Origin of the sequence: Isoptericola luteus (assembly GCF_020297055.1) — a bacterium.
Classification (GTDB): Bacteria; Actinomycetota; Actinomycetes; order Actinomycetales; family Cellulomonadaceae; genus Isoptericola; species Isoptericola luteus.
In genome coordinates, this window is record NZ_JAIXCQ010000009.1 from 93932 (window position 1) to 115926 (window position 21995).

Annotated in this window: 21 protein-coding genes, 1 tRNA gene, 1 other RNA gene and 1 riboswitch; of the genes, 15 read left to right on the forward strand and 8 right to left on the reverse strand. The window is 73.8% G+C overall.

Annotation, left to right across the window (positions count from 1 at the left end):
• Positions 1-60: 60 nt before the first annotated feature.
• Positions 61-194: riboswitch (FMN riboswitch) on the reverse strand.
• A gap of 185 nt (positions 195-379) precedes the next feature.
• From LEP48_RS13365 to LEP48_RS13375, 3 genes are all read right to left on the reverse strand, one after another.
• Positions 380-1342, reverse strand: a complete 963-nt coding sequence (locus LEP48_RS13365; protein WP_225566093.1) for a TetR/AcrR family transcriptional regulator — start codon at positions 1340-1342, stop codon at positions 380-382.
• A 50-nt stretch (positions 1343-1392) separates the two neighbouring features.
• Positions 1393-2670 carry a class I SAM-dependent methyltransferase gene (locus tag LEP48_RS13370; RefSeq protein ID WP_225566094.1) on the reverse strand — a complete coding sequence of 426 codons (1278 nt, stop codon included), beginning with the start codon at positions 2668-2670 and terminating at the stop codon, positions 1393-1395.
• A 164-nt stretch (positions 2671-2834) separates the two neighbouring features.
• Positions 2835-3053, reverse strand: coding sequence for a hypothetical protein (locus LEP48_RS13375; protein ID WP_225566095.1), 219 nt, complete (start codon positions 3051-3053; stop codon positions 2835-2837).
• 88 nt (positions 3054-3141) lie between these two features.
• Between LEP48_RS13375 and LEP48_RS13380 the strand changes: the two genes are divergently transcribed.
• From LEP48_RS13380 to LEP48_RS13390, 3 genes are all read left to right on the forward strand, one after another.
• Positions 3142-3834 (forward strand): mycothiol-dependent nitroreductase Rv2466c family protein, encoded by a 693-nt coding sequence (locus LEP48_RS13380; RefSeq protein ID WP_479691268.1) that lies wholly within the window; start codon positions 3142-3144, stop codon positions 3832-3834.
• A gap of 155 nt (positions 3835-3989) precedes the next feature.
• Entirely contained in the window at positions 3990-4913 is a 924-nt protein-coding gene (locus LEP48_RS13385) for an LLM class F420-dependent oxidoreductase (RefSeq protein ID WP_225566096.1), read from the forward strand.
• Positions 4914-5054: 141 nt separating this feature from the next.
• Positions 5055-6422, forward strand: coding sequence for a uracil-xanthine permease family protein (locus tag LEP48_RS13390; RefSeq protein ID WP_225566097.1), 1368 nt, complete (start codon positions 5055-5057; stop codon positions 6420-6422).
• Between the two features lie 59 nt (positions 6423-6481).
• Here the strand turns inward: LEP48_RS13390 and LEP48_RS13395 are convergent, their stop codons facing one another.
• Together LEP48_RS13395 and LEP48_RS13400 are read right to left on the reverse strand one after the other, a co-directional pair.
• Entirely contained in the window at positions 6482-7126 is a 645-nt protein-coding gene (locus tag LEP48_RS13395) for a LytR C-terminal domain-containing protein (RefSeq protein WP_225566098.1), read from the reverse strand.
• Positions 7127-7163: 37 nt separating this feature from the next.
• Positions 7164-7460, reverse strand: a complete 297-nt coding sequence (locus LEP48_RS13400; RefSeq protein ID WP_225566099.1) for a type II toxin-antitoxin system VapB family antitoxin — start codon at positions 7458-7460, stop codon at positions 7164-7166.
• A 425-nt stretch (positions 7461-7885) separates the two neighbouring features.
• Here LEP48_RS13400 and LEP48_RS13405 point away from each other — a divergent pair, with 425 nt between their 5' ends.
• Positions 7886-9019, forward strand: a complete 1134-nt coding sequence (locus tag LEP48_RS13405) for a glycoside hydrolase family 6 protein (protein WP_225566100.1) — start codon at positions 7886-7888, stop codon at positions 9017-9019.
• A gap of 76 nt (positions 9020-9095) precedes the next feature.
• Here the strand turns inward: LEP48_RS13405 and LEP48_RS13410 are convergent.
• A tRNA-Ser gene (locus LEP48_RS13410) sits at positions 9096-9180 on the reverse strand.
• Positions 9181-9318: 138 nt separating this feature from the next.
• Between LEP48_RS13410 and ffs the strand changes: the two genes are divergently transcribed.
• From ffs to LEP48_RS13430, 4 genes are all read left to right on the forward strand, one after another.
• Positions 9319-9415: signal recognition particle sRNA small type (gene ffs / locus LEP48_RS13415), an RNA gene on the forward strand.
• A gap of 404 nt (positions 9416-9819) precedes the next feature.
• A complete protein-coding gene (locus LEP48_RS13420) occupies positions 9820-10746 on the forward strand; it encodes a MetQ/NlpA family ABC transporter substrate-binding protein (RefSeq protein WP_225566101.1) in 927 nt (308 codons plus the stop codon).
• The gene (locus LEP48_RS13425; RefSeq protein ID WP_225566102.1) at positions 10746-11861 is read left to right on the forward strand and encodes a methionine ABC transporter ATP-binding protein; all 1116 of its coding nucleotides are present in this window, start codon (positions 10746-10748) and stop codon (positions 11859-11861) included. Before LEP48_RS13420 ends, LEP48_RS13425 begins: the two co-directional genes overlap by 1 nt.
• Before the next feature lie 53 nt (positions 11862-11914).
• On the forward strand, positions 11915-12514 hold the full coding sequence (locus LEP48_RS13430) for a methionine ABC transporter permease (protein WP_255641414.1): 600 nt from the start codon (positions 11915-11917) through the stop codon (positions 12512-12514).
• A 66-nt stretch (positions 12515-12580) separates the two neighbouring features.
• On the opposite strand, the gene LEP48_RS13435 is transcribed toward LEP48_RS13430, so the two are convergent.
• On the reverse strand, positions 12581-13087 hold the full coding sequence (locus LEP48_RS13435) for a hypothetical protein (protein WP_225566104.1): 507 nt from the start codon (positions 13085-13087) through the stop codon (positions 12581-12583).
• Between the two features lie 74 nt (positions 13088-13161).
• On the opposite strand from LEP48_RS13435, the gene LEP48_RS13440 reads away from it, so the two are divergent.
• Genes LEP48_RS13440 through LEP48_RS13450 form a run of 3 tightly spaced genes read left to right on the forward strand, consistent with a single transcriptional unit; the run spans position 13162 to position 17144 of the window.
• The gene (locus LEP48_RS13440; protein WP_225566105.1) at positions 13162-13695 is read left to right on the forward strand and encodes a MarR family transcriptional regulator; all 534 of its coding nucleotides are present in this window, start codon (positions 13162-13164) and stop codon (positions 13693-13695) included.
• A gap of 46 nt (positions 13696-13741) precedes the next feature.
• On the forward strand, positions 13742-16705 hold the full coding sequence (locus LEP48_RS13445) for a DNA polymerase III subunit gamma and tau (RefSeq protein WP_225566106.1): 2964 nt from the start codon (positions 13742-13744) through the stop codon (positions 16703-16705).
• Position 16706: 1 nt separating this feature from the next.
• Positions 16707-17144 carry an NUDIX hydrolase gene (locus LEP48_RS13450; protein WP_225566107.1) on the forward strand — a complete coding sequence of 146 codons (438 nt, stop codon included), beginning with the start codon at positions 16707-16709 and terminating at the stop codon, positions 17142-17144.
• A gap of 41 nt (positions 17145-17185) precedes the next feature.
• Here LEP48_RS13450 and LEP48_RS18850 read toward each other — a convergent pair whose 3' ends face one another.
• Entirely contained in the window at positions 17186-18115 is a 930-nt protein-coding gene (locus tag LEP48_RS18850) for a VOC family protein (RefSeq protein WP_308010038.1), read from the reverse strand.
• 116 nt (positions 18116-18231) lie between these two features.
• Between LEP48_RS18850 and LEP48_RS13465 the strand changes: the two genes are divergently transcribed.
• From LEP48_RS13465 to LEP48_RS13480, 4 genes are read left to right on the forward strand one after another with little or no spacing between them, the layout of a single operon-like run.
• The gene (locus LEP48_RS13465; RefSeq protein WP_225566108.1) at positions 18232-19200 is read left to right on the forward strand and encodes an ABC transporter ATP-binding protein; all 969 of its coding nucleotides are present in this window, start codon (positions 18232-18234) and stop codon (positions 19198-19200) included.
• Positions 19197-20048, forward strand: a complete 852-nt coding sequence (locus tag LEP48_RS13470; protein WP_225566109.1) for an ABC transporter permease — start codon at positions 19197-19199, stop codon at positions 20046-20048. Before LEP48_RS13465 ends, LEP48_RS13470 begins: the two co-directional genes overlap by 4 nt.
• A 47-nt stretch (positions 20049-20095) precedes the next feature.
• Entirely contained in the window at positions 20096-21331 is a 1236-nt protein-coding gene (locus LEP48_RS18855; protein WP_225566110.1) for a sensor histidine kinase, read from the forward strand.
• Entirely contained in the window at positions 21328-21933 is a 606-nt protein-coding gene (locus LEP48_RS13480; RefSeq protein ID WP_225566111.1) for a response regulator transcription factor, read from the forward strand. The genes LEP48_RS18855 and LEP48_RS13480 overlap by 4 nt, the downstream gene beginning before the upstream one ends.
• Positions 21934-21995: the final 62 nt, after the last annotated feature.

A 21995-nucleotide genomic window follows, 5' to 3' on the forward strand; every position in this document is an offset into this window, starting at 1 on the left:
CAGGGGGCGGCCGCGACGACACGACGACCGGGCGGCACGCACCCGTCGCCGGGGCGCGCCGCACGTGCTTCCTCCCATCCGGACTTTGACCGTCGGCTCTGGAGTTCCACCAGATCAACCGCCTCTCCCGAGGGAGACGCGGGTCGCGGGCTGTGACCGCCGGCTCGGAATTTCACCGACCCCGGAGCACGTACGTACGTGTCTCGCCGCCGGATGTCCCGACGGCGTCCTGCACAACGCAGGATGCCACACCGTCATTCCCCGTCCGGCATCGCCCGCACCGCCGCGGGCTCGGTGGGTGGGGGAGCCGCGGGCTCGGTGGGTGGGGGAGCCGCGGGCTCGGCGCGCGGGGGAGTCGAGGGTTCGGGCCGCCGGCCGGCTACAGGAGCGCGTCGCGCACGGCCCGGGCGACGTCGTCCGGGCCGGCGCCGGGCTCGAGGACCGTCACGACGACGCGCCGCCCGTCGGACCCGGAGGACCGCGACCGGTTCCCCGCGGGACCCGTCCCGCGACCGGGCTCGTCGTTGCCGGCGTCGGCGCCGGTGCCCGCGTCCTCGGCGCCGGTTCGCGTGCCCCTTCGAGACGAGGCGGCACCCGACGCACCGGCACCCGACACGCCCGTGCCCGAGGTGCCAGCGCCCGCGTCGGTGGCACTGACGCCCTCGGTCGCGGGGTGCTCGGAGGCGGAGGCGGCGGTCTCCGCGGTGCGCGGGTCGGACGAGACCGCGGCCCGCCGCAGGTCGGCGAACGCCTCCTCGAGCTCCGGCCGCAGGTCGAGGTGCGGGTGGCGCAACCAGCGGCGCAGGATCGCGTTGTGCACCGCGACCACCGACGCGGCGAACGCGATCGACATGGTCGTCGAGGAGCGGTCGGGAGGCAGCGTGTCGCGCAGGTACGCGGTGAAGGCGCGCTCGTACCGGTGCGTGGTGACGAGCTCGCGGTCGCGCAGCGCCGGCACCTGCTGCAGCAGCGTGTGGCGGGCGATCGACGTCTCCCGCTGCCCCACGTGGTGGTCGAACACGAGCCGTGCCGCGCGGCAGACCTCGAGGTAGGGGTCCGTCGCCGGGTCCCAGGCGCGTTCCGGGGCGCGCCCCGACTCCTCGCTCGCCCGCGCCTCCGGACGCGTCTCGGCGAGCATCACCACGACCTCCTCCAGCAGGAGCTCGTGGTCGGCGAAGATCACGTCGTCCTTCGACCGGAACCGGCGGAAGAACGTGGCACGGCTGACCTGCGCCGCGTCGGCGATCTCCTCGACCGTCGTCTGCTCGTACCCCTGGCGTGAGAAGAGGTCGATCGCGGCGTCGACGGCCTGGGCGTGGGTGTGCGTCCGAACGGCAGTCATGGCACGGAGGTTACTCCGCGGGAGGGTCGAGCCCGCACCGGTGCCGTGCCTCAGTGCATCAGCTGGTAGAACCGGAAGGCGGCGAAGTCGTCCACCGGGAGCACGTCGAGACCGGTGAACCCGGCATCGAGTGCGTACCGGCGCAGCATGGAGGTGCGCATCACCGTGCCGGTACCGGCGGACGGCGACGTCGACAGGCCGTCCGGCAGGCACACGAACAGGCTGTACCCGTACATGAGCCGGTCGATGTCGTCGGCGGGGGCGCTGAACTCGTCGGCCACGGCCTCGTCCATGACGACGACGGCGCCGCCCGGGCGGACCGCGCGCCGCAGGGACGCGAGCACCTCGACGGGGTGCGGCAGGTCGTGCACGCACTCGAAGGCGAAGGCCGCGTCGTAGGGCTCGGCGGCCTCCAGCCGTGCGGCGTCCAGGTGCTCGAACGTCACGCGGTCGCCGAGACCCTCCTCGGCCGCGGCCGTACGGGCCGCGTCCAGGGACGGGAGGTCGACGTCGAGCCCGTGCACGACGGCCTGCGGGTAGGCCCGGGCGAGCGCCAGCGTGGACCAGCCGAACCCGCACCCGACGTCGAGCACCCGTGCGCCGGGCATCGAGAGCGCGTCGTGGACCGCGGGCAGCCCGGCCAGCGCCGGCGCGAGCCGCTGGGTGAACCACGGGCGGTTGGCGTCGGACTGCGCCTCCCGGGCGTCCTCGCCGAACTGCTCCCACGACACGCCGTTCCCGGTGCGGTAGGCCTCGAGAAGCTGCGGCATCCGGGCGGCGATCGCACCCACGAACCGGGCGAGCGGCGCCAGGTACAGCAACGAGGCCTCGTCGGTGAGCACCTCCGCGTGGCCGGTGGGCAGCGCGTACGCGCGAGTGCGAGCGGTCGACCGGGGGTGGTCGGGGTGCAGGTCGTCGGGGTCGTCGCCGGGCGCGCCCTCGTCGGCGTGCGGTGCCGGGCTGGGGGAGGGCCGTTCCTGGACGACGACGATGCCCGACCCCGCCTGCTGCTCCAGCCACTCCCGCGCGAACCGTTCCGCGGTCCCGGTGGTGTGCGCCAGCTCGGACGAGGTGAGAGGCCCGGAGGCGGCGAGCGCGCGGTACCAGCCCAGCCTGTCGCCGAGGTGCGCGGCCATCACGTCGACCGTGCCGAGCCAGGCGCCGAGGAACTGGTCGGCGAACGCGTCCGCCGACAGCCCGCCGTCCGCCGGCAGCCCAGCACCTCGGGGCGTACTGCTGTCCGTGCCGGTGGCGTCCCTGGGGAGTCCGGCTCCCGCGGCGTCGTCGCTCGCGGTGCTCTCGCTCGTGCTGCTCTCGATCGCGGCCATGGCGGTACCTCCGTACCGGTCATTGCGGGGGTATGCGGCCGGGGCGTCGTCGGGCGTCGTCGGGCGGCATCGCCCCGGTGTCGACGCTAGACCGCGACCGATCGCGTGTCGATGCTCGCGGCGGGTGACTCTCGCGGAGGCACGACGCCGTCCTGCCCTTCTCGTCAGCCGCTGCGGCGGCGTCCGCGCGGGGTCTCGTCGAACCCGACGGGCGGCCGCGCAGCCCGCTGGAGGTGGCGCACCTCGCGCACGGCCACGCCGAGGGCGAGGACGAACGGGACCAGCGCCCAGGCGCGGCCCCGGATCGCGACCCACAGCATCACCAGCGCCACCACGCCGGCACCGACGACGGTCGCGACGCTCGACCACTGGACCCTGCGCACACGTCGAGGCTACCCGCGTGCCCCGGACGGGTCCGTGCAGCGGCCCGCGGCCTGCTGGCGGAGCGACCCTCGGCGTAGGGTGACGCACGTGACTTCCGGCACCACGAACGAGACCGAGACCACCACCCGCACGGCCGCCGAGACACCGGCGGACGCACCGTCGGAACCGACCTCGACGGTGCCCGTCGTCGACGTCTACGTCGACCCGACGTGTCCCTTCGCGTGGATCACCTCGCGGTGGGCGCTCGAGGTGGCCGGGCAGCGCGAGGTGCGCCTGACGTTCAGGCTGATGAGCCTGTACCTGCTCAACCGCGACAAGGACATCCCCGACGACTACCGCGCCAGGATCGAGCGGTCCCGCGGGATCGGCCGGGTCGCCGCGGCCGTGCAGACCGATCACGGCCCCGAGGCGTTCTCGGCGTTCTACACCGCGGCCGGCACGCGCATCCACGGCGGTGGCCGCCGGGACGAGCTCGACGACGTCACCGTCGAGGCGCTCGCCGAGGCCGGGCTGCCCGCGTCGCTGGCCGACGCCGCGACCTCTCAGGACTACGACGACGCCCTGGCCACGTCCCACCACGCCGGCATGGACCCCGTCGGCCAGGAGGTCGGCACCCCGACGATCCACGTCGACGGCGTGGCGTTCTTCGGCCCCGTCCTGCAGAGCATCCCGCGCGGCGAGGACGCGCTGCGCGTGTTCGACGGCGCCGTGGCGCTCGCGTCCTACCCGGACTTCTTCGAGCTCAAGCGCACCCGCCAGGGCAGCCTCGACTTCTCCTGACCGCGGGCCGGCGGTCGCCGGCCACGGCCGCGTGCGTCGTGACCCGCGGCCGCGCGACCTCCCGCGGGACGGGCGCCACACGGCCGTCCCGGCCCGTGCCGACCCGCGGCCCCGCACCGGCCACGCCACGCCCCTTCGATACCTGTGAGGACCCCATGACCCTCGACCTGCGCATCTTCACCGAGCCCCAGCAGGGTGCGTCCTACGACGACCAGCTCGCCGTCGCCCAGGCGACGGAACGACTCGGCTTCAGCGCGTTCTTCCGCTCCGACCACTACCTGGCGATGGGCGGCGACGGCCTGCCCGGCCCCACCGACGCGTGGACGACGCTCGCCGGGCTGGCCCGTGAGACGACGACGGTCCGCCTGGGCACGCTCGTCACGTCGGCGACGTTCCGCCACCCGGGCGTCCTGGCGATCCAGGTCGCCCAGGTGGACCAGATGTCCGGCGGCCGCGTCGAGCTCGGGCTGGGCGCGGGCTGGTTCGCCCGCGAGCACGAGGCGTACGGCATCCCGTTCCCGGACCGGCGGTTCGGCCTGCTCACCGAGCAGCTCGAGATCCTCACGGGCCTGTGGGGCACGCCGGAGGGGGAGACGTTCTCGTACGACGGCGAGCACTACACGCTCGTCGACTCCCCGGCGCTGCCCAAGCCCGCCCAGGCGCGGATCCCCGTCATCGTCGGGGGCGGCGGACCCAAGCGGACGCCGGCGCTCGCGGCCCGGTTCGGCGACGAGTACAACCAGGCGTTCCCCGAGCTCGACACCGTCGGTGCGCGGATCGGCGTCATCAACGACGCGCTGGCCGAGACCGGGCGCACCCCGGACTCGATCACGCAGTCCGTGGCGCTCGTCCTCGCCGTCGGCACCGACGAGGCGGAGTTCACGCGCCGGGCGGCCGCGATCGGTCGTGAGCCCGGGGAGCTGCGCGAGCACGGCATCGCCGGCACCGTCGACGAGGCCGTGGACCGGCTGGGGACGCTGCGCGACCAGGGCGTCGAACGGGTGTACCTGCAGGTGCTCGACCTGCACGACCTCGACCACCTGGACCTGGTGGCCCGCGAGGTCGCGACGCGCCTCTGAGGATCGCGTCCCGGGCTGCCCGCCTCGCGACCCCGCGGGCGACGGCCGGTACTCTGTGCGGCGGCGATCTTCACCGGACGTTCACGGGCGAGCGGCATCGGTGACCATGTGGCCCCGCGCGGGCCTGACGGACGGAGCACCATGAGCCTCGGCTGGACCCTGCACGGCGACGGCAAGCACGTCGGACCTGGCGACGTCGTCCCCCCGGAGGAGCGGCTGAGCTGGCCGCGCACCGTGGGCATCGGCATGCAGCACGTGGTGGCGATGTTCGGCGCCACGTTCCTCGTGCCGCTGCTGACGGGCTTCTCGCCCGCGACGACGCTGTTCTTCTCCGCCATCGGCACGGCGCTGTTCCTGCTGATCACGAGGAACCGGCTGCCCAGCTACCTGGGGTCCAGCTTCGCGTTCATCGCGCCGATCATCGCCGCGACGGCGTCGCACGGGCAGTCCGTGGCGGTGGGAGGCATTCTCGTCACCGGCCTGGTGCTCGCCGTCATCGGCGTGGTCGTGCACTTCGCCGGGGCGCGGTGGATCGACGTCGCCATGCCGCCGGTCGTGACCGGCACGATCGTGGCGCTCATCGGCCTCAACCTCGCCCCGGTGGCGTGGGGGTCGTGCGACCAGTCCGTCGTCGACGGCGCCATCGTCCAGACGTGCACCAACGGGTTCCGCGCGGCACCGGTCACCGCCACGGTCACGCTGGCCTCGATCATCCTCGTGACCGTTCTGTTCAAGGGCATCCTCGGCCGGCTGTCGATCCTCGTCGGCGTGATCATCGGCTACGTCGTCGCGACGATCCGCGGCGAGGTCGACTTCACCTCCGTCGAGGCGGCGGGTTGGGTCGGCCTCCCCGAGTTCGTGACCCCGTCGTTCGACGTCGGTGTGCTGGGCCTGTTCGTGCCGGTGGTCCTCGTGCTCGTCGCGGAGAACGTGGGCCACGTGAAGTCGGTGGCCGCCATGACCGGCAGGAACCTCGACCACCTCACCGGCCGCGCGCTGTTCAGCGACGGTCTGGCGACCACGCTGGCCGGGGTGGGCGGCGGTTCCGGCACCACGACGTACGCCGAGAACATCGGCGTCATGGCCGCGACCCGCGTGTACTCGACCGCGGCCTACTGGGTGGCGGCGGCGACGGCCCTGCTGCTGTCGATGTCGCCCAAGTTCGGTGCCCTGATCGCGACGATCCCGGCGGGCGTGCTCGGCGGCGCCACGACGTTGCTCTACGGGATGATCGGCATCCTCGGCGCGCGCATCTGGGTCCAGGGCCGCGTGAACTTCGGTGACCCGGTGAACCTCACGACGGCGGCCGTGCCGCTCGTCATCGGCATCGCGAACTTCATGTGGGTCGCGGGCGAGCTGACCTTCGAGGGGATCGCGCTCGGCACGGCGTCGGCCCTGGTGATCTACCACGGGATGCGGGCCATCTCCCGGTGGCGCGGCACCTCGGCCGAGCCCGCGTCGCCCGCGTCGGTGCCGTCCGTCCCCGCGGGCCCGGCGACGCAGAACTGACCGTCAGGTCCTGCTGGCAGGGTCGTGGGGTTCAGGTCCTCGAGGTCGGGGCCGCCGGCTCAGGCGTACTTGACGCTCGCCGCGGGCTCTTCGCGGACGATCGGTGTGATCTGGTCGGCGGGGACGCATCCCTGGACGTCCTGCAGGGGCGTGTCGGCGGTGATGAGCACCTGGTCGGCGTTCATCGGCGGCGTGTACCGGTTGCCGACGAGCATGTCGACCGAGCCGCCGTCGCGGTCGTCGAGCACGAGCCGGATCGAGGTGAACTGCGCGGCGAGGGTGTAGGCGCGGGTGATGCCCTTGACCCCGAAGTGCAGCTCGGACGTCTCGACCTGCCTGCTCATGTCGCCGGTCGCGATGACCGTGAACCCGCGCTCGTCGAGCACCTCCGCGGTGGCCGAGGCGATCCCGCCGGTCTCGGACGCGTTGAACACGCGGACCTTGATCTTCTCGTACGGCACCGGGAGCGCGCCGTCGGGCTGCCCCTTCACCGCCGGCAGGCAGGGCTCGGGGCTGGGCGCGACGGCGACAGGGGTGTAGATCGGGCGCGAGAACGGTGTGCTGATGGCGCCCGAGTACGCGGCGACGGCCCCCAGCGCAGCGATGAGCAGGAACGCGATGATCAGGCCGAAGACGACGGCCTGGCGTTCGTGCTCGCGCCGACGGCGCGTCAGGCGCGTCGGGTCAGGGGTCGGTGTTGTCACGCGTAGAAAATACCTGAGTTCGTCGGGGAGGGTGGGATCAGCGCAGCACGAGCACGCGGGCGTGCAGCACGGGGCGCTGCTGGAGGGCGGCACGCACGGCGCGGTGCAGGCCGTCCTCGAGGTAGAGGACGCCCTGGTACTCCACGACGTGCGCGAAGAGGTCGCCGAAGAAGGTCGAGTCCTCGGCGAGCAGCGCGTCGAGGTTGAGGTTGCGCTTGGTCGTGACGAGCTCGTCCAGGCGAACCTGACGCGGGGGCACGTCGACCCAGTCCTTGGCACTGACGTGCCCGTGGTCGGGGTACGGACGGCCGTCCCCCACGGCCTTGAAGATCATGGCTGCCATCGTAGGGCCCGCCGCGGTGGTGGAGGCCAGGCCGCTTCCCGATACGGACACGATCCCGTCACGATCCCGACACGGGTGTCGGTCGTGGTCAGAGGACTGCGGCGGGTCGCCGCCGCCCCCGGCGACCGGTTGACGCGGCCGCCGGACCGGAGGACGCTGGGACCCGCAGCCATGGGAACGCTCCCACCGTGTCCCGGGCCGCATGCCAGGTTCGTTGCGACATCGGGTCATTGGAGATCTCCATGTCTTTCGGCAGGTCCATCGGCAGGTCCATCACACCGTCCCTCCTGAGGTCGGTTGCCGTCCTCGGCGTCGGCAGCCTCGCCCTCCTCGGAGCCGCCTCGGCGTCCGCGGCCCCACCACCTCCCAGGGACCCGGTCCTGTGGGTCAACCCCCACAGCTCGACCCTCGCTCACGTGGAGGAGCTCGGTCTCACGGGCGACGCGCGGGACGACGCCCTGGCGCTCGCCGACATCCCGTCGGCGTCGTGGTTCACCGGAGGCAGCGCGCGGGAGGTGCGGCAGGACGTCAAGCACGCCGTCGTGCACGCCCACGCCGACCGGGCGATCCCCGTGCTGGTGGCCTACAACCTGCCGTTCCGCGACTGCGCTCAGTACTCCGCGGGCGGCGCGACGTCCCTCGCCGAGTACACGGCGTGGATCGACGGGTTCGCCCGCGGCATCGGGAACAAGCAGGCGGTCGTGGTCCTCGAGCCGGACGGGCTCGGCATCATCCCCTGGTACACGACCTACGAGGGCACGCAGGAGTGGTGCCAGCCCGACGAGGCGGACCCGGAGACGGCAGCGGCCGAACGGTTCGCCATGCTCAACCACGCCGTCGACACCCTCGGTGCGCTGCCCGGGACCAAGGTCTACCTCGACGCCGGGAACAGCAAGTGGCTCAACGTGGGCGACAACGCCGACCGCCTGCTCAAGGCAGGCGTCGAGCGGGCGGACGGCTTCTTCCTCAACGCCTCGAACTACCAGTACACCGAGAACTCCGTCGCCTACGGGCGGTGGATCTCGTCGTGCGTCGCGCTCGTCACGCAGGCCGGCGGGGCGCTCGCCGACTGCGGCAACCAGTACTGGAACGGCGGGCCCGCCAACGGGTGGTCCGGCGTCGAGATGTCGCCGTACGGCCGGTGGACGGCGGGCGCCGCCGACCCCGCGCTGGACACCGCCGGCGTGGACTCGCGGTACGCCGAGCAGCTCGGCGACGTGCGTCCGACGACGTCGTTCGTCGTCGACACGTCACGCAACGGTCAGGGGCCGTGGGACCCGGCGACGTCGGCGAACACGTACACGGACGCCGAGGACTGGTGCAACCCGCCCGGACGCGGCCTGGGCGTGCGGCCCACCCTCGACACCGGCGAGCCGCTCGTCGACGCGTACCTGTGGATCAAGGTCCCGGGGGAGTCCGACGGCCAGTGCTTCCGCGGTACCGGCGGGCCGCTGGACCCGGAGCGCGGCATGGTCGACCCGCCCGCCGGGCAGTGGTTCGTCGAGCAGGCCGACGAGCTGATCGACCTGGCGGTGCCGCCCCTGGGCTGATCCACCCGCCTCGGGGTCGAGCAGCCCACCTCACGACGAAGGCCCGCACCGGCGAACGGTGCGGGCCTTCAGGCGGCGGAGGATGGGGGATTCGAACCCCCGAGGGCGTGAACCCAACACGCTTTCCAAGCGTGCGCCATAGGCCGCTAGGCGAATCCTCCTGGAGCGACCGGCGCCTCCCCGCGGACGGGTGGTGGCGCAAGCAGCCTGAGCAGGATACCGGACCGGAGCGGGTGCCCCGAAATCGAGCCGGCGAGACGGCGGTTTCGGTGCACGGGGCCCTCTCGGTTAGGCTGTTCCCAGACCCCTCGTGCGGCACCATCTCGCCGAACTCCCCCAGGGCCGGAAGGCAGCAAGGGTAAGTGAGCTCTGGTGGGTGCACGGGGGGTCCTTTCGCGCCTCCGGGGCGCCCGACGAGTGACCGGCCTCACTCTGCCCACGATGCGGATGGTTTTGTGTTCGCATGGCGAGATTTCCGGTCGGCCGAGTTGGCGAACACCGATCCGGGGTGGTCACCTTGTGCCATGCCCCGCATCGCCACGACAGCCACGACGACCGCGCACTCCCTGCCGCGCGTCGCCATGTGCTGCCGCGCGAGCACCGCGGGGCGAATGTGCGAGGGACGCTGACCCCGAGCGTCTGACGACGCGCCGTCCGGTGCCGCCGTCCTCGATGACCCGGCTCTGCCTGGTCACCACCACACCCGCGCCCGCCCCGCGCTGATGGCCGGGGCCGCCGCCCCTCATGCTCACCGGCACCGCCGATCCACACCGGTGTCGCCTGCCCTGGAAGGACTCACCATGTCCAGCACCGCCCGTCCCACCGCCCGTCGCGCCGTCCGCGCCGCGGGCTCTCTCGCCGCCGTCGCGCTCGCCGTCACCGCGTGCGCCGCCCCGGGCAGCGACGCCGCCGCCGACGGCGCGGCCTCCGGCTCCGCCGAGGACCCGGTCCGCATCGGCGTCGTCTCGTCCGGCGAGGAGTACTGGACCACGTTCGCGGACGCCGCGAGCGACGCCGGCATCGAGGTCGAGATCGTCAACTTCTCCGACTACCAGCTCCCGAACCAGGGCCTGACGGACGGAGACCTGGACCTCAACCAGTTCCAGCACCTGCAGTTCCTCGCGGGCTACAACGTGGCGTCGGGCAGCGACCTGACCCCGATCGGGGCCACCGCCGTCTACCCCCTGGCGCTCTACTCGGCGAAGCACGACACGGTCGAGGCGATCCCCGCGGGCGGCGAGGTCGCCATCCCCAACGACGACACCAACCAGGCCCGCGCGCTGCTCGTGCTCCAGGACGCCGGCCTGATCACGCTCAAGGACGGCGGCAACTCCTTCTCGACGCCGGCGGACGTGATCGCCGACGAGTCGAAGATCACCGTCACCCCCGTGGACGCCGCGCAGACCGCGCTCGCCCTGCAGGACGTCGACGCGTCGATCATCAACAACGACTTCGTCGGCGACGCCGGCCTCACGGCGGACGACGCGCTCTTCAGCGACGACCCCGACTCCGCCGCGGCCGAGCCGTACATCAACGTGTGGGTCTCCCGCGCGGAGGACGCCGACGACGAGACGCTGAACAAGCTCGTCGACATCTTCCACAGCCCGGAGATCGAGGAGGGCGTGCTCGAGGCGTCCGGCGGCACCGGCGTCATCAAGGACAACGACGCGGCCGACCTGCAGCGCATCCTCACCGACATCCAGACCAACCTGGGCGCGCAGGGCTGATGCCTGCACCGATCATCAGCTTCCGTGAGGCGGCCAAGATCTTCCCCGGCCGCAAGGGGGCCGAGGTGCGCGCCGTCGACGGCGTGACCCTCGACATCCGGGCTGGGGAGATCTTCGGCGTCATCGGCTACTCCGGCGCGGGCAAGTCCACGCTGGTGCGGCTCGTCAACGCGCTCGAGCGGACGACGGGCGGTGCCGTGGTCGTCGACGGCACCGACCTCACGGGGCTCTCCGAGGCCCGGCTGCGGCCCGTCCGCGCCGGCATCGGGATGATCTTCCAGCAGTTCAACCTGCTGAGCTCGCGCACCGTCGCGGGCAACGTCGCGTACCCGCTCGAGGTCGCCGGGTGGCCCAGGGCCCGGCGCCGCGAGCGGGTGCGCGAGCTGCTCGACTTCGTCGGCATCGCCGACAAGGCGGACGTCTACCCGGCCAAGCTGTCCGGCGGGCAGAAGCAGCGTGTCGGCATCGCCCGGGCGCTCGCCACCAACCCGAAGATCCTGCTCGCCGACGAGGCCACCAGCGCCCTCGACCCCGAGACCACGCACGACGTCCTCGCCCTGCTGCAGCGGGTCAACCGCGAGCTGGGGATCACCGTCGTCGTCATCACGCACGAGATGGACGTGGTGCGCTCCGTGTGCGACCGCGTCGCCGTCATGGAGCACGGCAAGGTCGTGGAGCTCGGCGACGCGTACCAGGTCTTCAGCGCGCCGCGGCAGGACGTCACCCGCCGGTTCGTCTCCACCGCGCTCAAGGACCGGCCCTCGCCGGCCGTCATCGCGCGCCTGCGCGCCCGGCACACCGGCCGCATCGTCACGGTCGGGGTGGACGACGTGTCCGGCTCGTCCGCGCACGTCACCCACGTGCTTCGTGAGCACGGCGTCGACGGCACCATCGTGTACGGCGGCATCACCGAGGTGGCCGAGCGGCCGTACGGGTCGCTCACGCTCGAGATCGTCGCGGACGGCGCCGCGGGGGACGACCCGCGCGTCGAGGCCGCCGTCGCCGGCCTGCGCGCCGTCACCGACGTCGTCGACCACGGCACCGCGCGGGACCCGCTCGACGACGCCGCACCGTCCGGCGGACCTACCGGTCTCCTGGAAGGGAACGACCTGTGAGCACCGAGCAGCTCCTGCCCCTGCTGTGGCAGGCATTCCTGGAGACGTCGTGGATGGTGCTCGTCGCGCTCGCCGTCGGCGGCGTGGCGGGCCTCGCCATCGGCATGGGCCTGTACCTGACACGGCCCGGCAACCTGCTCGCCAACGGGCCGGTGTTCGCGGTGCTCAACGTGCTGGTGAACATCGTGCGGCCGGTGCCGTTCATCATCTTCCTGGTCGCGCTGGGACCGGTGACGCGTGCGGTCGTCGGCAAGACGATCGGCATCGAGGCGTTCACGTTCGCGATGTGCGTGATGTCCGCGTTCGTGTTCGCGCGCCTGGTGGAGCAGAACCTCGTGTCGATCGACCCGGGCGTGGTCGAGGCCGCACGCGCGATGGGTGCCTCCCCGCTGCGGATCGTGCGCACGGTGCTCGTCCCCGAGGCGTTGTCGCCGCTGATCCTGGGGACCACGTTCCTGTTCGTCGGGGTGCTCGACATGTCCGCCATCGGCGGCTACCTCGGAGCGGGCGGGCTGGGCGACTTCGCCATCGTCTACGGCTACCGGCAGTACGACTGGGGCACGACGGCGATCGTCGTGGCGATCATCATCGTCATCGTCCAGCTCGTGCAGTGGCTGGGGAACACGCTGGCGAGGCGGGCGCTGCGCCGCTGATCCGCTGGCGTCGATCGGTTCGTGACGTCGTGAATTCTTCGCTTCCGGGGCCTAGAGGCGAAGAATTCACGACGTCGGCACGCGGGCGGTGGTGGCGATGTGAACGATCGTCGTCATCCACACCAGGGTGAACGGGATGACGGTGACGTTCTTGACCGCCAGCTCCCAAGCGGCGAACGACGCCTGCGCGTCGGCCGCGAGGGTCCCGGCGACGACGGCCGGGAGCACCTTGGCGACCAGGGTGAGCGCGACGAGCAGCACGGCGCTCGCGAGCAGCATCCCGGTGTGCGCCTCGGCGAAGCGGGTCACGCGCGGCCAGACCTGCGACCACGGCACCTGCGAGCCCGTGAAGAGCGTCCGGACGAGCCAGAGCACGAACAGCAGGCGGACCGCCGTCGTGAACGCCTCGCCGGCGATGCCGCCCGCCCAGGCGAACCGTTCCTCGCCGCCGACGGAGAGGAACCGCTGGGCGGACACCAGGATGCCGAAGCCCGCGACGACGAGGTAGTGGCGACCGGTGAAGGACAGCGCCTGGACGAAGGCCGTCCAGGCCTCGGTGAACGCGGTGTGCATGAGGACTCCCGACTGCTTCGGTGGACTAAATGGTTTAGCGTACTGAACTATAAGCCATGATGGAGGATGTGACCATGACGGCGGACGACACGACCGGCCAGAGCGGTCCCCAGGACCCTGGCGCGCTGATGGGCACCGAGCTCAGCGACGCGGTGGTGCTCTTCCACGACGCGCTGGGCTCGCTCATGGGCCTGTCCGCCGCCGACCACAAGGCCCTCGGGATCCTGCGCAGGGAGGGCCCGATGTCGGCGTCGGAGCTGGCGCGGCGCACCGGGCTCACGGCGGGGGCGGTCACGGGGCTGGTGGACCGGCTGGCGCGCGGCGGGCACGCGCGTCGCGAGCGCGACCCGGACGACCGCCGCCGGCTCGTCATCGCGGCCGGCGGTCCCGCGTCGCCGGAGCTCGTCGCGGCCGTTGCCGGGCTCACGCAGGGCATGGCCGCGGTCACGGCACGCTTCACGCCTGACGAGCTCGCCGTCGTCGCGCGGTGGGTCGAGGCGACCACGGCGACCCTGCAGGAGCAGGTGGTCGCGATCGCGCGCCGCCGGGACGCGGACGCCGCGACGAGGACGCCCGCCGGGTCGTCCACCGGGTCGTCCACGGGGTGACGGCGGCGCCTCGTGACTGTCGGCCGCGACGTCTACAGTTGCGGGGGTGACCACCGCTCTGTACCGCCGCTACCGGCCCGAGACGTTCGCCGAGGTGATCGGCCAGGAGCACGTCACCGCACCGCTCATGCAGGCGCTGCGCAGCGGGCGCGTCAACCACGCCTACCTGTTCTCCGGCCCCCGCGGCTGTGGCAAGACGACGTCGGCCCGCATCCTCGCGCGCACGCTGAACTGCGCGCGGAACACGCCGGAGAACCCGATCGACACCCCGTGCGGCGAGTGCGACTCGTGCGTCGAGCTGGCCCGCGGCGGCCCCGGCTCGCTCGACGTGGTGGAGATCGACGCGGCGAGCCACAACGGCGTCGACGACGCTCGCGACCTGCGGGAGCGCGCCACGTTCGCCCCGGCACGCGACCGGTACAAGATCTTCATCCTCGACGAGGCGCACATGGTGACGCCGCAGGGCTTCAACGCCCTGCTCAAGATCGTCGAGGAGCCGCCGCCGCACATCAAGTTCGTGTTCGCCACGACGGAGCCGGACAAGGTGATCGGCACCATCCGCTCGCGCACCCACCACTACCCGTTCCGGCTCGTGCCGCCGGACGTGCTCGGCCCGTACCTCGAGCAGCTCTGCGCGGCCGAGGGCATCGAGCTGGGCGGCGGCGTGGTGCCGCTCGTGACGCGCGCCGGCGGCGGTTCCGTCCGGGACAGCCTCTCCGTGCTGGACCAGCTCATCGCCGGCGCCAGCGGCGGCACGGTCGAGTACGACACCGCGGTCGGGCTGCTCGGGTTCACCCACGCGACGCTGCTCGACGACGTCGTGGACGCGCTCGCCGCGCGGGACGGGGCGTCGATCTTCCGCGTCGTGGACCAGGTCGTCGCCACCGGGCACGAGCCGCGCCGCTTCGTCGAGGACGTGCTGGAGCGGCTGCGTGACCTCATCGTCATCGCCGTGTCCGGGGACGAGGCCGAGGTCGTGCTGCGCGGCCTGCCCACCGACCAGCTCGAGCGCATGCGCGCCCAGGCGTCGCGGCTCGGCGTGGCGGAGCTGTCGCGCGCAGCCGACCTCGTCAACGCCGCGCTCACCGAGATGACAGGTGCCACGTCGCCACGGCTGCACCTCGAGCTGCTCTGCGCGCGCCTGCTGCTGCCCGGGGCCGACGACGGCGCCGCCGGGCTGGCGGCGCGGCTCGACCGTCTGGAGCGGGGCGTCGTCCCGGTGGGTGCCACCGCGGGGACGGTCGCGCAGGGCGGCGTCGCGGCCGGTGCCGTGCCGTCCGGCCAGGCTTCCGGCGGGACGCCCGGAACGTCCGACGGCAGTGCGTCGTCGTCGGTGGCGTCGTCGGCGTCCGTACCCGGCGGGCTCAGCGGTGCCGCGGCGGCTCGTGCCGCGCTCCTGGCGAGCCGGCGCCCGGCCGAGCCCGGGGCTCCGGCCGAGCCTGCCGCTCGACCCGCGGCTGCTCCCTCGTCCGCGCAGGCTCAGGCCCCCGCCTCGTCGGGCGCGCCTTCGCCGTCCGCTCCCGCGGACGACCCGGCGCCCTCTTCGGAGCCGCAGGCGCCCACCGTGTCCGAGACCGAGCCTGCGCCCACGCCCGCCTTCGGGACCGAGCCCGTGCCCGCCTTCGGGACCGAGCCCACGCGCGAGCCCACGCCCACGCGCGAGCGCGAGCGCGGGGCAGAGCCGCCGACCGAGCCGGGGGACGGAGCGGGACTCCCCGCAGCCCAGGTGCCGAGCCCGGACGTCGAGGCCCCGGCGCGGTCGGTGGAGCAGCCGACATCGGGATCCGCGTCGGCACCGGACTCGGCCGACCGGTCGTCGGCGGAGCAGCCAACGGCAGAGGCTCCGGCCGCGGAGGCGGCGGCGCCGTCCGGAGGGGTGACCACCGAGACGGTGCGGCGCCGCTGGGACGAGGTGCTCGCCAACCTCGGCCGCGTCACGCAGACGCTCGTGAGCCAGAACGCCCAGGTCGTGACGCTCGACGGCGGGGTGCTCCGCCTGGGCTTCGCCGCGGCGGGCATCGCGCGCACGTTCTCCCAGCCACGCCACGTCGGGGCGGTCGAGGAGGCGCTGTACCAGACGCTCGGCGTCCGGGCCCGCGTCGAGGCGATCGTCGGCGACGCCGGCACCCCCGGAGGGACGCCCGGTGGCGCCGGTGGAGCACCGGGCGCCGGTCCCCGGGGGGCGGGTGGCCCCGCGGGCACCGGACCGGCAGCCCCGACGTCCGCGGCACCGGGAGAGTCCCGGCCCGACGGGCGAGGGGAAACGTCCCGTCCCGGCACGGGGTCGCGATCAGAGGCGGCGCCGTCGGGCGGCGTGGCGTCGTCGACCGTTTCGACGTCGGGCGGCGTGGCGTCGTGGACCGCTGCGGCACCAGGCGTGGCGTCCGGGCAGTCCGGGCAGTCCGGGCCGGCTGCCGGCACGGCGGTTGCGCCGTCGTCGCCCGGCGGTGGGCTCGCCCTCGCGGAACGCCCCGTACCGGCCCCGGACGCGGCGCCCAGCGCAACGACACCCGGCGCAACGACACCCGGCGCAACGACACAGGGCGCCGCGGTGTCGGACGCCGCAGACGCGGCGTGGCTCGCGGGCGTGCCGCTCGCCGAGCCTGCCGACCCTGCCCACGCGCCCGAACCGCCGCCCGAGCCGTGGCCGACGGAACCCGACCCCGCGGGAGACCCGGGCGAGACGACCGCGCTGTCGACGTCTGCCCGATCGGCCGGGCCCGCACCCGGCTCGCAGGCCCCGGCGGGTCAGCCCGCCGCGCCGGCGGCCGGCCCGCACGTGCGGGAGACTCCGCGCCAGGCCGCCGAGCGGCAGGTGCGCGAGTCGCAGGCGCGCTCGCAGCAGCGGACCGTCCCGGTGCCCAACGCCGCGCAGGACGCGGACTACGCGGAGTACGACGACTCCACCGACGACGACCAGGCTGCCGCCGCCCCCGGGCTGGCCGGCGTCCCGCTGGTCGTGAAGGTGCTCGGCGGCACCGTCATCGAGGAGTTCTCGGATCAGGGGTGAAATGACCGACCGGACCACCACCCTGCACATCGTCGCTGCCGTCATCGTGCGCGGCGACGGGCGAGCGCTGCTGGTGCGCAAGCGTGGCACGACCTCGTTCATGCAGGTCGGCGGCAAGATCGAGCCCGGCGAGGAGCCGTTGGCCGCGCTCGTGCGCGAGTGCGCCGAGGAGATCGGGCTCGACGTCGACCCCGCGTCGGTGCGGGCGCTCGGGCGGCGCACCGCCGTCGCCGCGAACGAGCCGGACCACGTGGTCGACGCGCACGTGTTCGAGGTCGACCTGGACGCGGGCGCGGGCCCCGACGACGTCGATGTCCAGGTCCGGGCCGAGCTCGCCGAGCACGTCTGGGTGGACCCGGCCGACCCGGTGGCGTCGCACCCGATCGCGCCCCTGTCGGTGGACCTGCTGCGGGAGGTCGCGCAGCCCTCGCCGAGGTAGCCGTCCTCGCCGGGGCTCTCCGGCTCTCGCCGTGCGCCGGCTCAGCCCGCCACGAGCTCCACCTCGAAGCCGTCGGCGTCCTCCAGGTACGCGGCGTGGTGCTCGGGCCCGCCGGCGAACGGGTGGCGGTCGGCGAAGAGCAGGGTCCAACCGTGCTTCGGCGCCGCGGCGACCAGGGCGTCGAGCTGCGCCGGAGTGCCCGCGTGCAGAGCCAGGTGGTTCAGTCCGGCGCGCCGGCGGTCGTGGCCGCCGTCGCGCATCGCCGGGCTCTGCTCGACGACGACGTAGGTGTCGCCGAGCCGCCACGACCGCCCGTGCTCCCACGACCGGTACGGCCGGTGCCCGAGCTCGCCCAGGAGCCAGCCCCACGAACGCTCGGCGCGGGCGAGATCGGGCACCCACAGCTCGACATGGTGGACGACGCCTGGCTGCACGGTGCCCCGGGGCCCGGCCGGTCGCGACGGGCGGGCGGGCTCCCCGGCGGCGAGCGCCTCGACGTGGCCGCGCATCCCGACGACGGTGTCGGGCATGAAGGGCAGGACGTCGAGCAGCTCCAGCAGCAGGGCCGGCGCGACCCATGCGCCCCACGCGACCTCCTCCGGCTGCCACGTGACGGGGCCGTCGTACGTGCACTCGTACAGGAACTCCCGCATCCGGGTGCGGGAGTCGGCGTAGTCGGCGAACCCGAGGGGCACCAGCTCGACGCCGGTGACCCCGAGCTCCTCCGCGAGCTCGCGCACCGCGGAGTCGTACGGCTCCTCGCCGGCGAGCACCACGCCGCCCGCGCAGATGTCGTACCGGCCGGGGTAGAGGTCCTTGGTCTCGGTGCGGCGGTGCACGTAGACGTCGCCCGTCGAGCGGCGTACGAGCACGCCGGTCGACGCGTGCCGCAGGTTCTGTGCCCGCACCCGCGCGCGGTCGGCCACGCCGCAGGGCCCTTCGTCGTCGTACAGCGCCACCAGCTCGGTCATGGGTCGATGGTGTCACCCGCCGCATGACAGATGTCACCGCGCCGGCGTGACGGGTGCCCGCGCACCGGTGAGAGACGGCACTACCTGCGGCGACGCCTCGCCCGCAGGCTGGGAGCATGACTTCGCAACCCATCGTCTCCGTCCGCGGGGCCCGACGCCGGTACGGCAGCTTCGAGGCCGTCCGCGGCGTCGACCTCGACGTCCACCGCGGCGAGCTGGTCGCGCTCCTCGGCACGAACGGCGCCGGCAAGACGTCCCTCGTCGAGCTCGTCGAAGGGCTCGCGCCCGCCGACGGCGGCGAGGTGCGCGTGCTCGGCCACGACCCCTACCGCGAGCGTCGCCGGATCGTCGGCTCGCTCGGCATCATGCTGCAGAGTGCGGGCTTCTCCGGCGACCTCACGGTCGCCGAGACGGCTCGCACGTGGGCAGGCACGCTGACGCGGCCGCGCGCCGTCGACGAGGTGCTGCGCGCCGTCGACATGGCGCACCGTGCCGACGTGCGGGTGGCGAGCCTGTCCGGCGGCGAGAAGCGGCGCCTCGACCTGGCGCTGGCCACCATGGGCGACCCCGAGGTGCTGTTCCTCGACGAGCCCACGACCGGGCTCGACCCGGAGAGCCGTCGCGCCACCTGGCGCCTCGTGCAGGGCATGCTCGCCGCGGGCACCACCGTGCTGCTCACCACCCACTACCTCGAGGAGGCGGAGCAGCTCGCGGACCGCATCGCGATCCTCCAGGGGGGCCGGATCGTCCGCTCGGGCACGGTGGCGGACATCGTCGCCGCCGAGCCGGCCCGGCTGGAGTGCGTGGTGCGCGGGCGGGACGGCGGGGCCCTCGCCCCGGCCGTGGCGGACCTGCCGGTGCTGGCCGGCGTCGTCGGTGCGCCCGACATCGACCACACCGGCCGCCTGCGCCTGCGGACCACCGCCCTGCAGGACGACCTGTACACCCTGCTGCAGTGGGCCGACGCCCGGCAGCTGCGCCTCGACGACCTGGACGCCCGCTCGGCGTCCCTGGAGCAGGCGTTCCTCGCGATGGACGGCGCCGGGACCCGCGCCGTCGACGACACCTCGGAGGTGGCGGCATGACCACGAAGACCTTGGCCTCGACCTCGCCCGCCGGCGGCCGCCCGTTGCCGCCCCCTGCGCGGAGCTTCAGCCCGCGCCGGGTCGCGGTGCTGGCCCGCGCGGAGCTGCGGCTGCTGGTGCGCAACCGCACGGCGCTGTTCAACGCGCTGGCCATGCCGCCCCTGACGGTGGTGCTGTTCGCGGCGGTCGGGGGGATCGACGCCGGGACGTCCGCCGCCACGGGCGTGATGATGGTGAACCTCCTGGTGTTCATGTCCCTCGCGTTCGTCGTCTACTACAACCTCACGGTCACGTACGTGGCGCGGCGCGAGGAGCTGGTGCTCAAGCGCTACCTCGTCGGCGAGTGCTCGCGGGTGGAGATCCTGGCGGGCGGCGCCGTGCCGGCGTTCGCCGTGGCGCTGGCGCAGACGGTGCTGGGCATCGTGGCGGTGTCGCTGGTCCTGGAGCCGCCCGCCTTCGTCAACCCGCTGCTCGTCGTGGTGGCCGTGGTCGGCGGCGCCGTGATGCTCACGGCGCTGGCCGCCGCGACGTCGGGGCTGTCCCGGACGGTCGAGTCGGCGCAGCTCACGACCCTGCCGCTGCTGATCGTGGCGATCCCGTTCGGCGGCCTGTTCGGGGCTCCCGGTGCGTCGTCCGGCCTGTTCTCCACGATCGGCACGTTCACGCCGTTGCGTCCGATCACCGACCTCATGCTGCTCGGTTCCGCGGGGATCGGCGACGGCGGGCAGGTGCTGACCCTCGGCGAGACCTTCGCGGCGGCTGCCGTGCCCGTGGCGGTGCTCGCCGGCTGGACGCTGCTCGGCGCGCTCGCCGCCCGGCGCTGGATGCGCTGGGAACCGCGCCGTTGACCTTCCTCGTGACCGCACCCGGCGGGGTGTCGTGGCAGGCTGACGACGTGACCAGTCGTCGGCCCGCCGCGACCCTCGCCGGTGGCGCGCGCGGGGTCGAGGTCTACACCCGCGTGAGCCTGTACCTGTTCGTGCTCCTGGAGCCGTTCCTCTTCCTGTACGCGGCCGCCGCGCTGTCCGGCGTCGGCACCGTGCCGGGCGCGGGGGCGGCGCTGGTGCTCGTCGTCCTGGGCCTGCTGCACACGGCGCTCTGCTTCGCGACCGTGCACGTGGGTTTCGACCACGCACTGTGGCACGGGCGCCGTCCGGGCGCCGTCGTCGTCGCCCTGGCGGCGGTGACGGTCGCTCTGGTCGTGGCCGTCCTGCTGGTGCTGCCGGCGTACGACGGCGGAGGCGTGAGCAGCGACCCGCGCACGGTGATGCTCTTCGTGACCGGCGCCGCGACGATCGGCGCGCTGGCGGTCGCGGTCCCCATGGGCAGGCTGATGCTGCTCGCGCTCGTGGTGCCGCTCGGCCTGGCTGCCGCACGCGCCGGGTCCGAGGGGATGGTCGACGTCGTCCCCCTCGGCCTCGGTGCCTACACCTTCACCCTGCTGTGGGCGGGGACGCTGCGCATGTCGATGTGGATCGTCGAGGTGGTCCGCGCGCTCGACGACGCACGTGGGGTCGCGGCCCGGCTCGCCGTCGCGGAGGAGCGGCTGCGAATCTCCCGCGACATGCACGACGTCGTCGGCCGGGCGCTGTCCGCCGTCGCCGTGAAGGCGGAGCTCGCCGGCGCGCTGGCCCGCCGGGGGGACGCCCGTGCCGCGGACCAGATGGACGAGGTGCGGACCCTCGCGCAGGACTCCCTGCGGGAGGTGCGCGGCGTCGTCGCCGGGTACCGTGCGGCGGACCTCGCGACCGAGCTCGACGGCGCCCGGTCGGTGCTGCACGCGGCGGGGACGGCGGTGCGCGTCGTCGGCGACGTGCCCGACCTTGCGGCGCCGCAGGTGGAGGCGCTCGCCTGGGTGGTGCGGGAGGCCGTGACGAACATCGTGCGGCATTCGGCGGCGACCGCGTGCCGGATCGACCTGGAGCGGGAGGAGCAGGCCATGGTGCTGCGGGTGAGCAACGACGGGGCACGGACCGGCGTCGGCGGTGTCACAGGCCTGAGCGGAGGGTCGGGGCTCGCCGGCCTGCGGGAACGGCTCGCGGCGGTCGGCGGGGAGCTCCACGTGGCGGCCGACGGCGACCGGTTCGTCGTCACGGCGCGCGTGCCCGTGCCGTCGGGGGTGGTCGTGTGATCCGGGTCGTGCTCGCGGACGACGAGACCCTCATCCGCGACGCCGTCGCCCAGCTGCTCGGGCTCGAGGACGACCTGGAGGTGGTCGCCGTGGCCGGGGACGGGCCGGAGGCGATCGCCGCGATCATGGCGCACCGCCCCGACGTCGCCGTCCTGGACCTGCAGATGCCGGGCGCCGACGGCATCGAGGTCGCCGAGACCGTGCGCCGCACGCATCCCGGCTGCCAGGTCGTGATCGTCACGAGCCACGGCCGGCCGGGCTACCTCAAGAAGGCCCTCACGGCCGGCGTGCGGGGGTTCCTGCCCAAGACGGTGCCGGCGACGGTGCTGGCGGGGGCCGTGCGTCAGGTGGCCCGCGGCGGCCGGTACGTCGATCCCGAGCTCGCGGCGGACGCGATCTCCGCGGGGGACTCGCCGCTGACCCCGCGCGAGGCGGACGTGCTGGAGCTCGCGGCGGAGGGAGCGCCCGTCGAGGAGATCGCCCGGCGCGCGTCGCTGGCCGCCGGGACGGTGCGCAACTACCTGTCGTCCGCCGTCGCGAAGCTCGGCGTCAGCAACCGGCACGAGGCGGTGCGGGCGGCCCGCGCCCAGGGCTGGATCTGAGGCTGCTGGATCTGAGGCTGCCCGCCGCCCGGGCGGCGTCCGCTGTCGTCGGCGCACCGTAG

What these genes read in the sequence shown, in the direction of transcription:
- LEP48_RS13465 (WP_225566108.1), top strand. Translation starts at nt 18,232, where the DNA reads ATGACTTCGCAACCCATCGTCTCCGTCCGCGGGGCCCGACGCCGGTAC.
- LEP48_RS13385 (WP_225566096.1), top strand. Translation starts at nt 3,990, where the DNA reads ATGACCCTCGACCTGCGCATCTTCACCGAGCCCCAGCAGGGTGCGTCC.
- LEP48_RS13430 (WP_255641414.1), top strand. Translation starts at nt 11,915, where the DNA reads ATGGTGCTCGTCGCGCTCGCCGTCGGCGGCGTGGCGGGCCTCGCCATC.
- LEP48_RS13370 (WP_225566094.1), bottom strand. Translation starts at nt 2,670, where the DNA reads ATGGCCGCGATCGAGAGCAGCACGAGCGAGAGCACCGCGAGCGACGAC.
- LEP48_RS18850 (WP_308010038.1), bottom strand. Translation starts at nt 18,115, where the DNA reads ATGACCGAGCTGGTGGCGCTGTACGACGACGAAGGGCCCTGCGGCGTG.
- LEP48_RS13440 (WP_225566105.1), top strand. Translation starts at nt 13,162, where the DNA reads ATGACGGCGGACGACACGACCGGCCAGAGCGGTCCCCAGGACCCTGGC.
- LEP48_RS13420 (WP_225566101.1), top strand. Translation starts at nt 9,820, where the DNA reads ATGTCCAGCACCGCCCGTCCCACCGCCCGTCGCGCCGTCCGCGCCGCG.
- LEP48_RS13400 (WP_225566099.1), bottom strand. Translation starts at nt 7,460, where the DNA reads ATGATCTTCAAGGCCGTGGGGGACGGCCGTCCGTACCCCGACCACGGG.
- LEP48_RS13365 (WP_225566093.1), bottom strand. Translation starts at nt 1,342, where the DNA reads ATGACTGCCGTTCGGACGCACACCCACGCCCAGGCCGTCGACGCCGCG.
- LEP48_RS13470 (WP_225566109.1), top strand. Translation starts at nt 19,197, where the DNA reads ATGACCACGAAGACCTTGGCCTCGACCTCGCCCGCCGGCGGCCGCCCG.
- LEP48_RS13450 (WP_225566107.1), top strand. Translation starts at nt 16,707, where the DNA reads ATGACCGACCGGACCACCACCCTGCACATCGTCGCTGCCGTCATCGTG.
- LEP48_RS13390 (WP_225566097.1), top strand. Translation starts at nt 5,055, where the DNA reads ATGAGCCTCGGCTGGACCCTGCACGGCGACGGCAAGCACGTCGGACCT.
- LEP48_RS13435 (WP_225566104.1), bottom strand. Translation starts at nt 13,087, where the DNA reads ATGCACACCGCGTTCACCGAGGCCTGGACGGCCTTCGTCCAGGCGCTG.
- LEP48_RS13425 (WP_225566102.1), top strand. Translation starts at nt 10,746, where the DNA reads ATGCCTGCACCGATCATCAGCTTCCGTGAGGCGGCCAAGATCTTCCCC.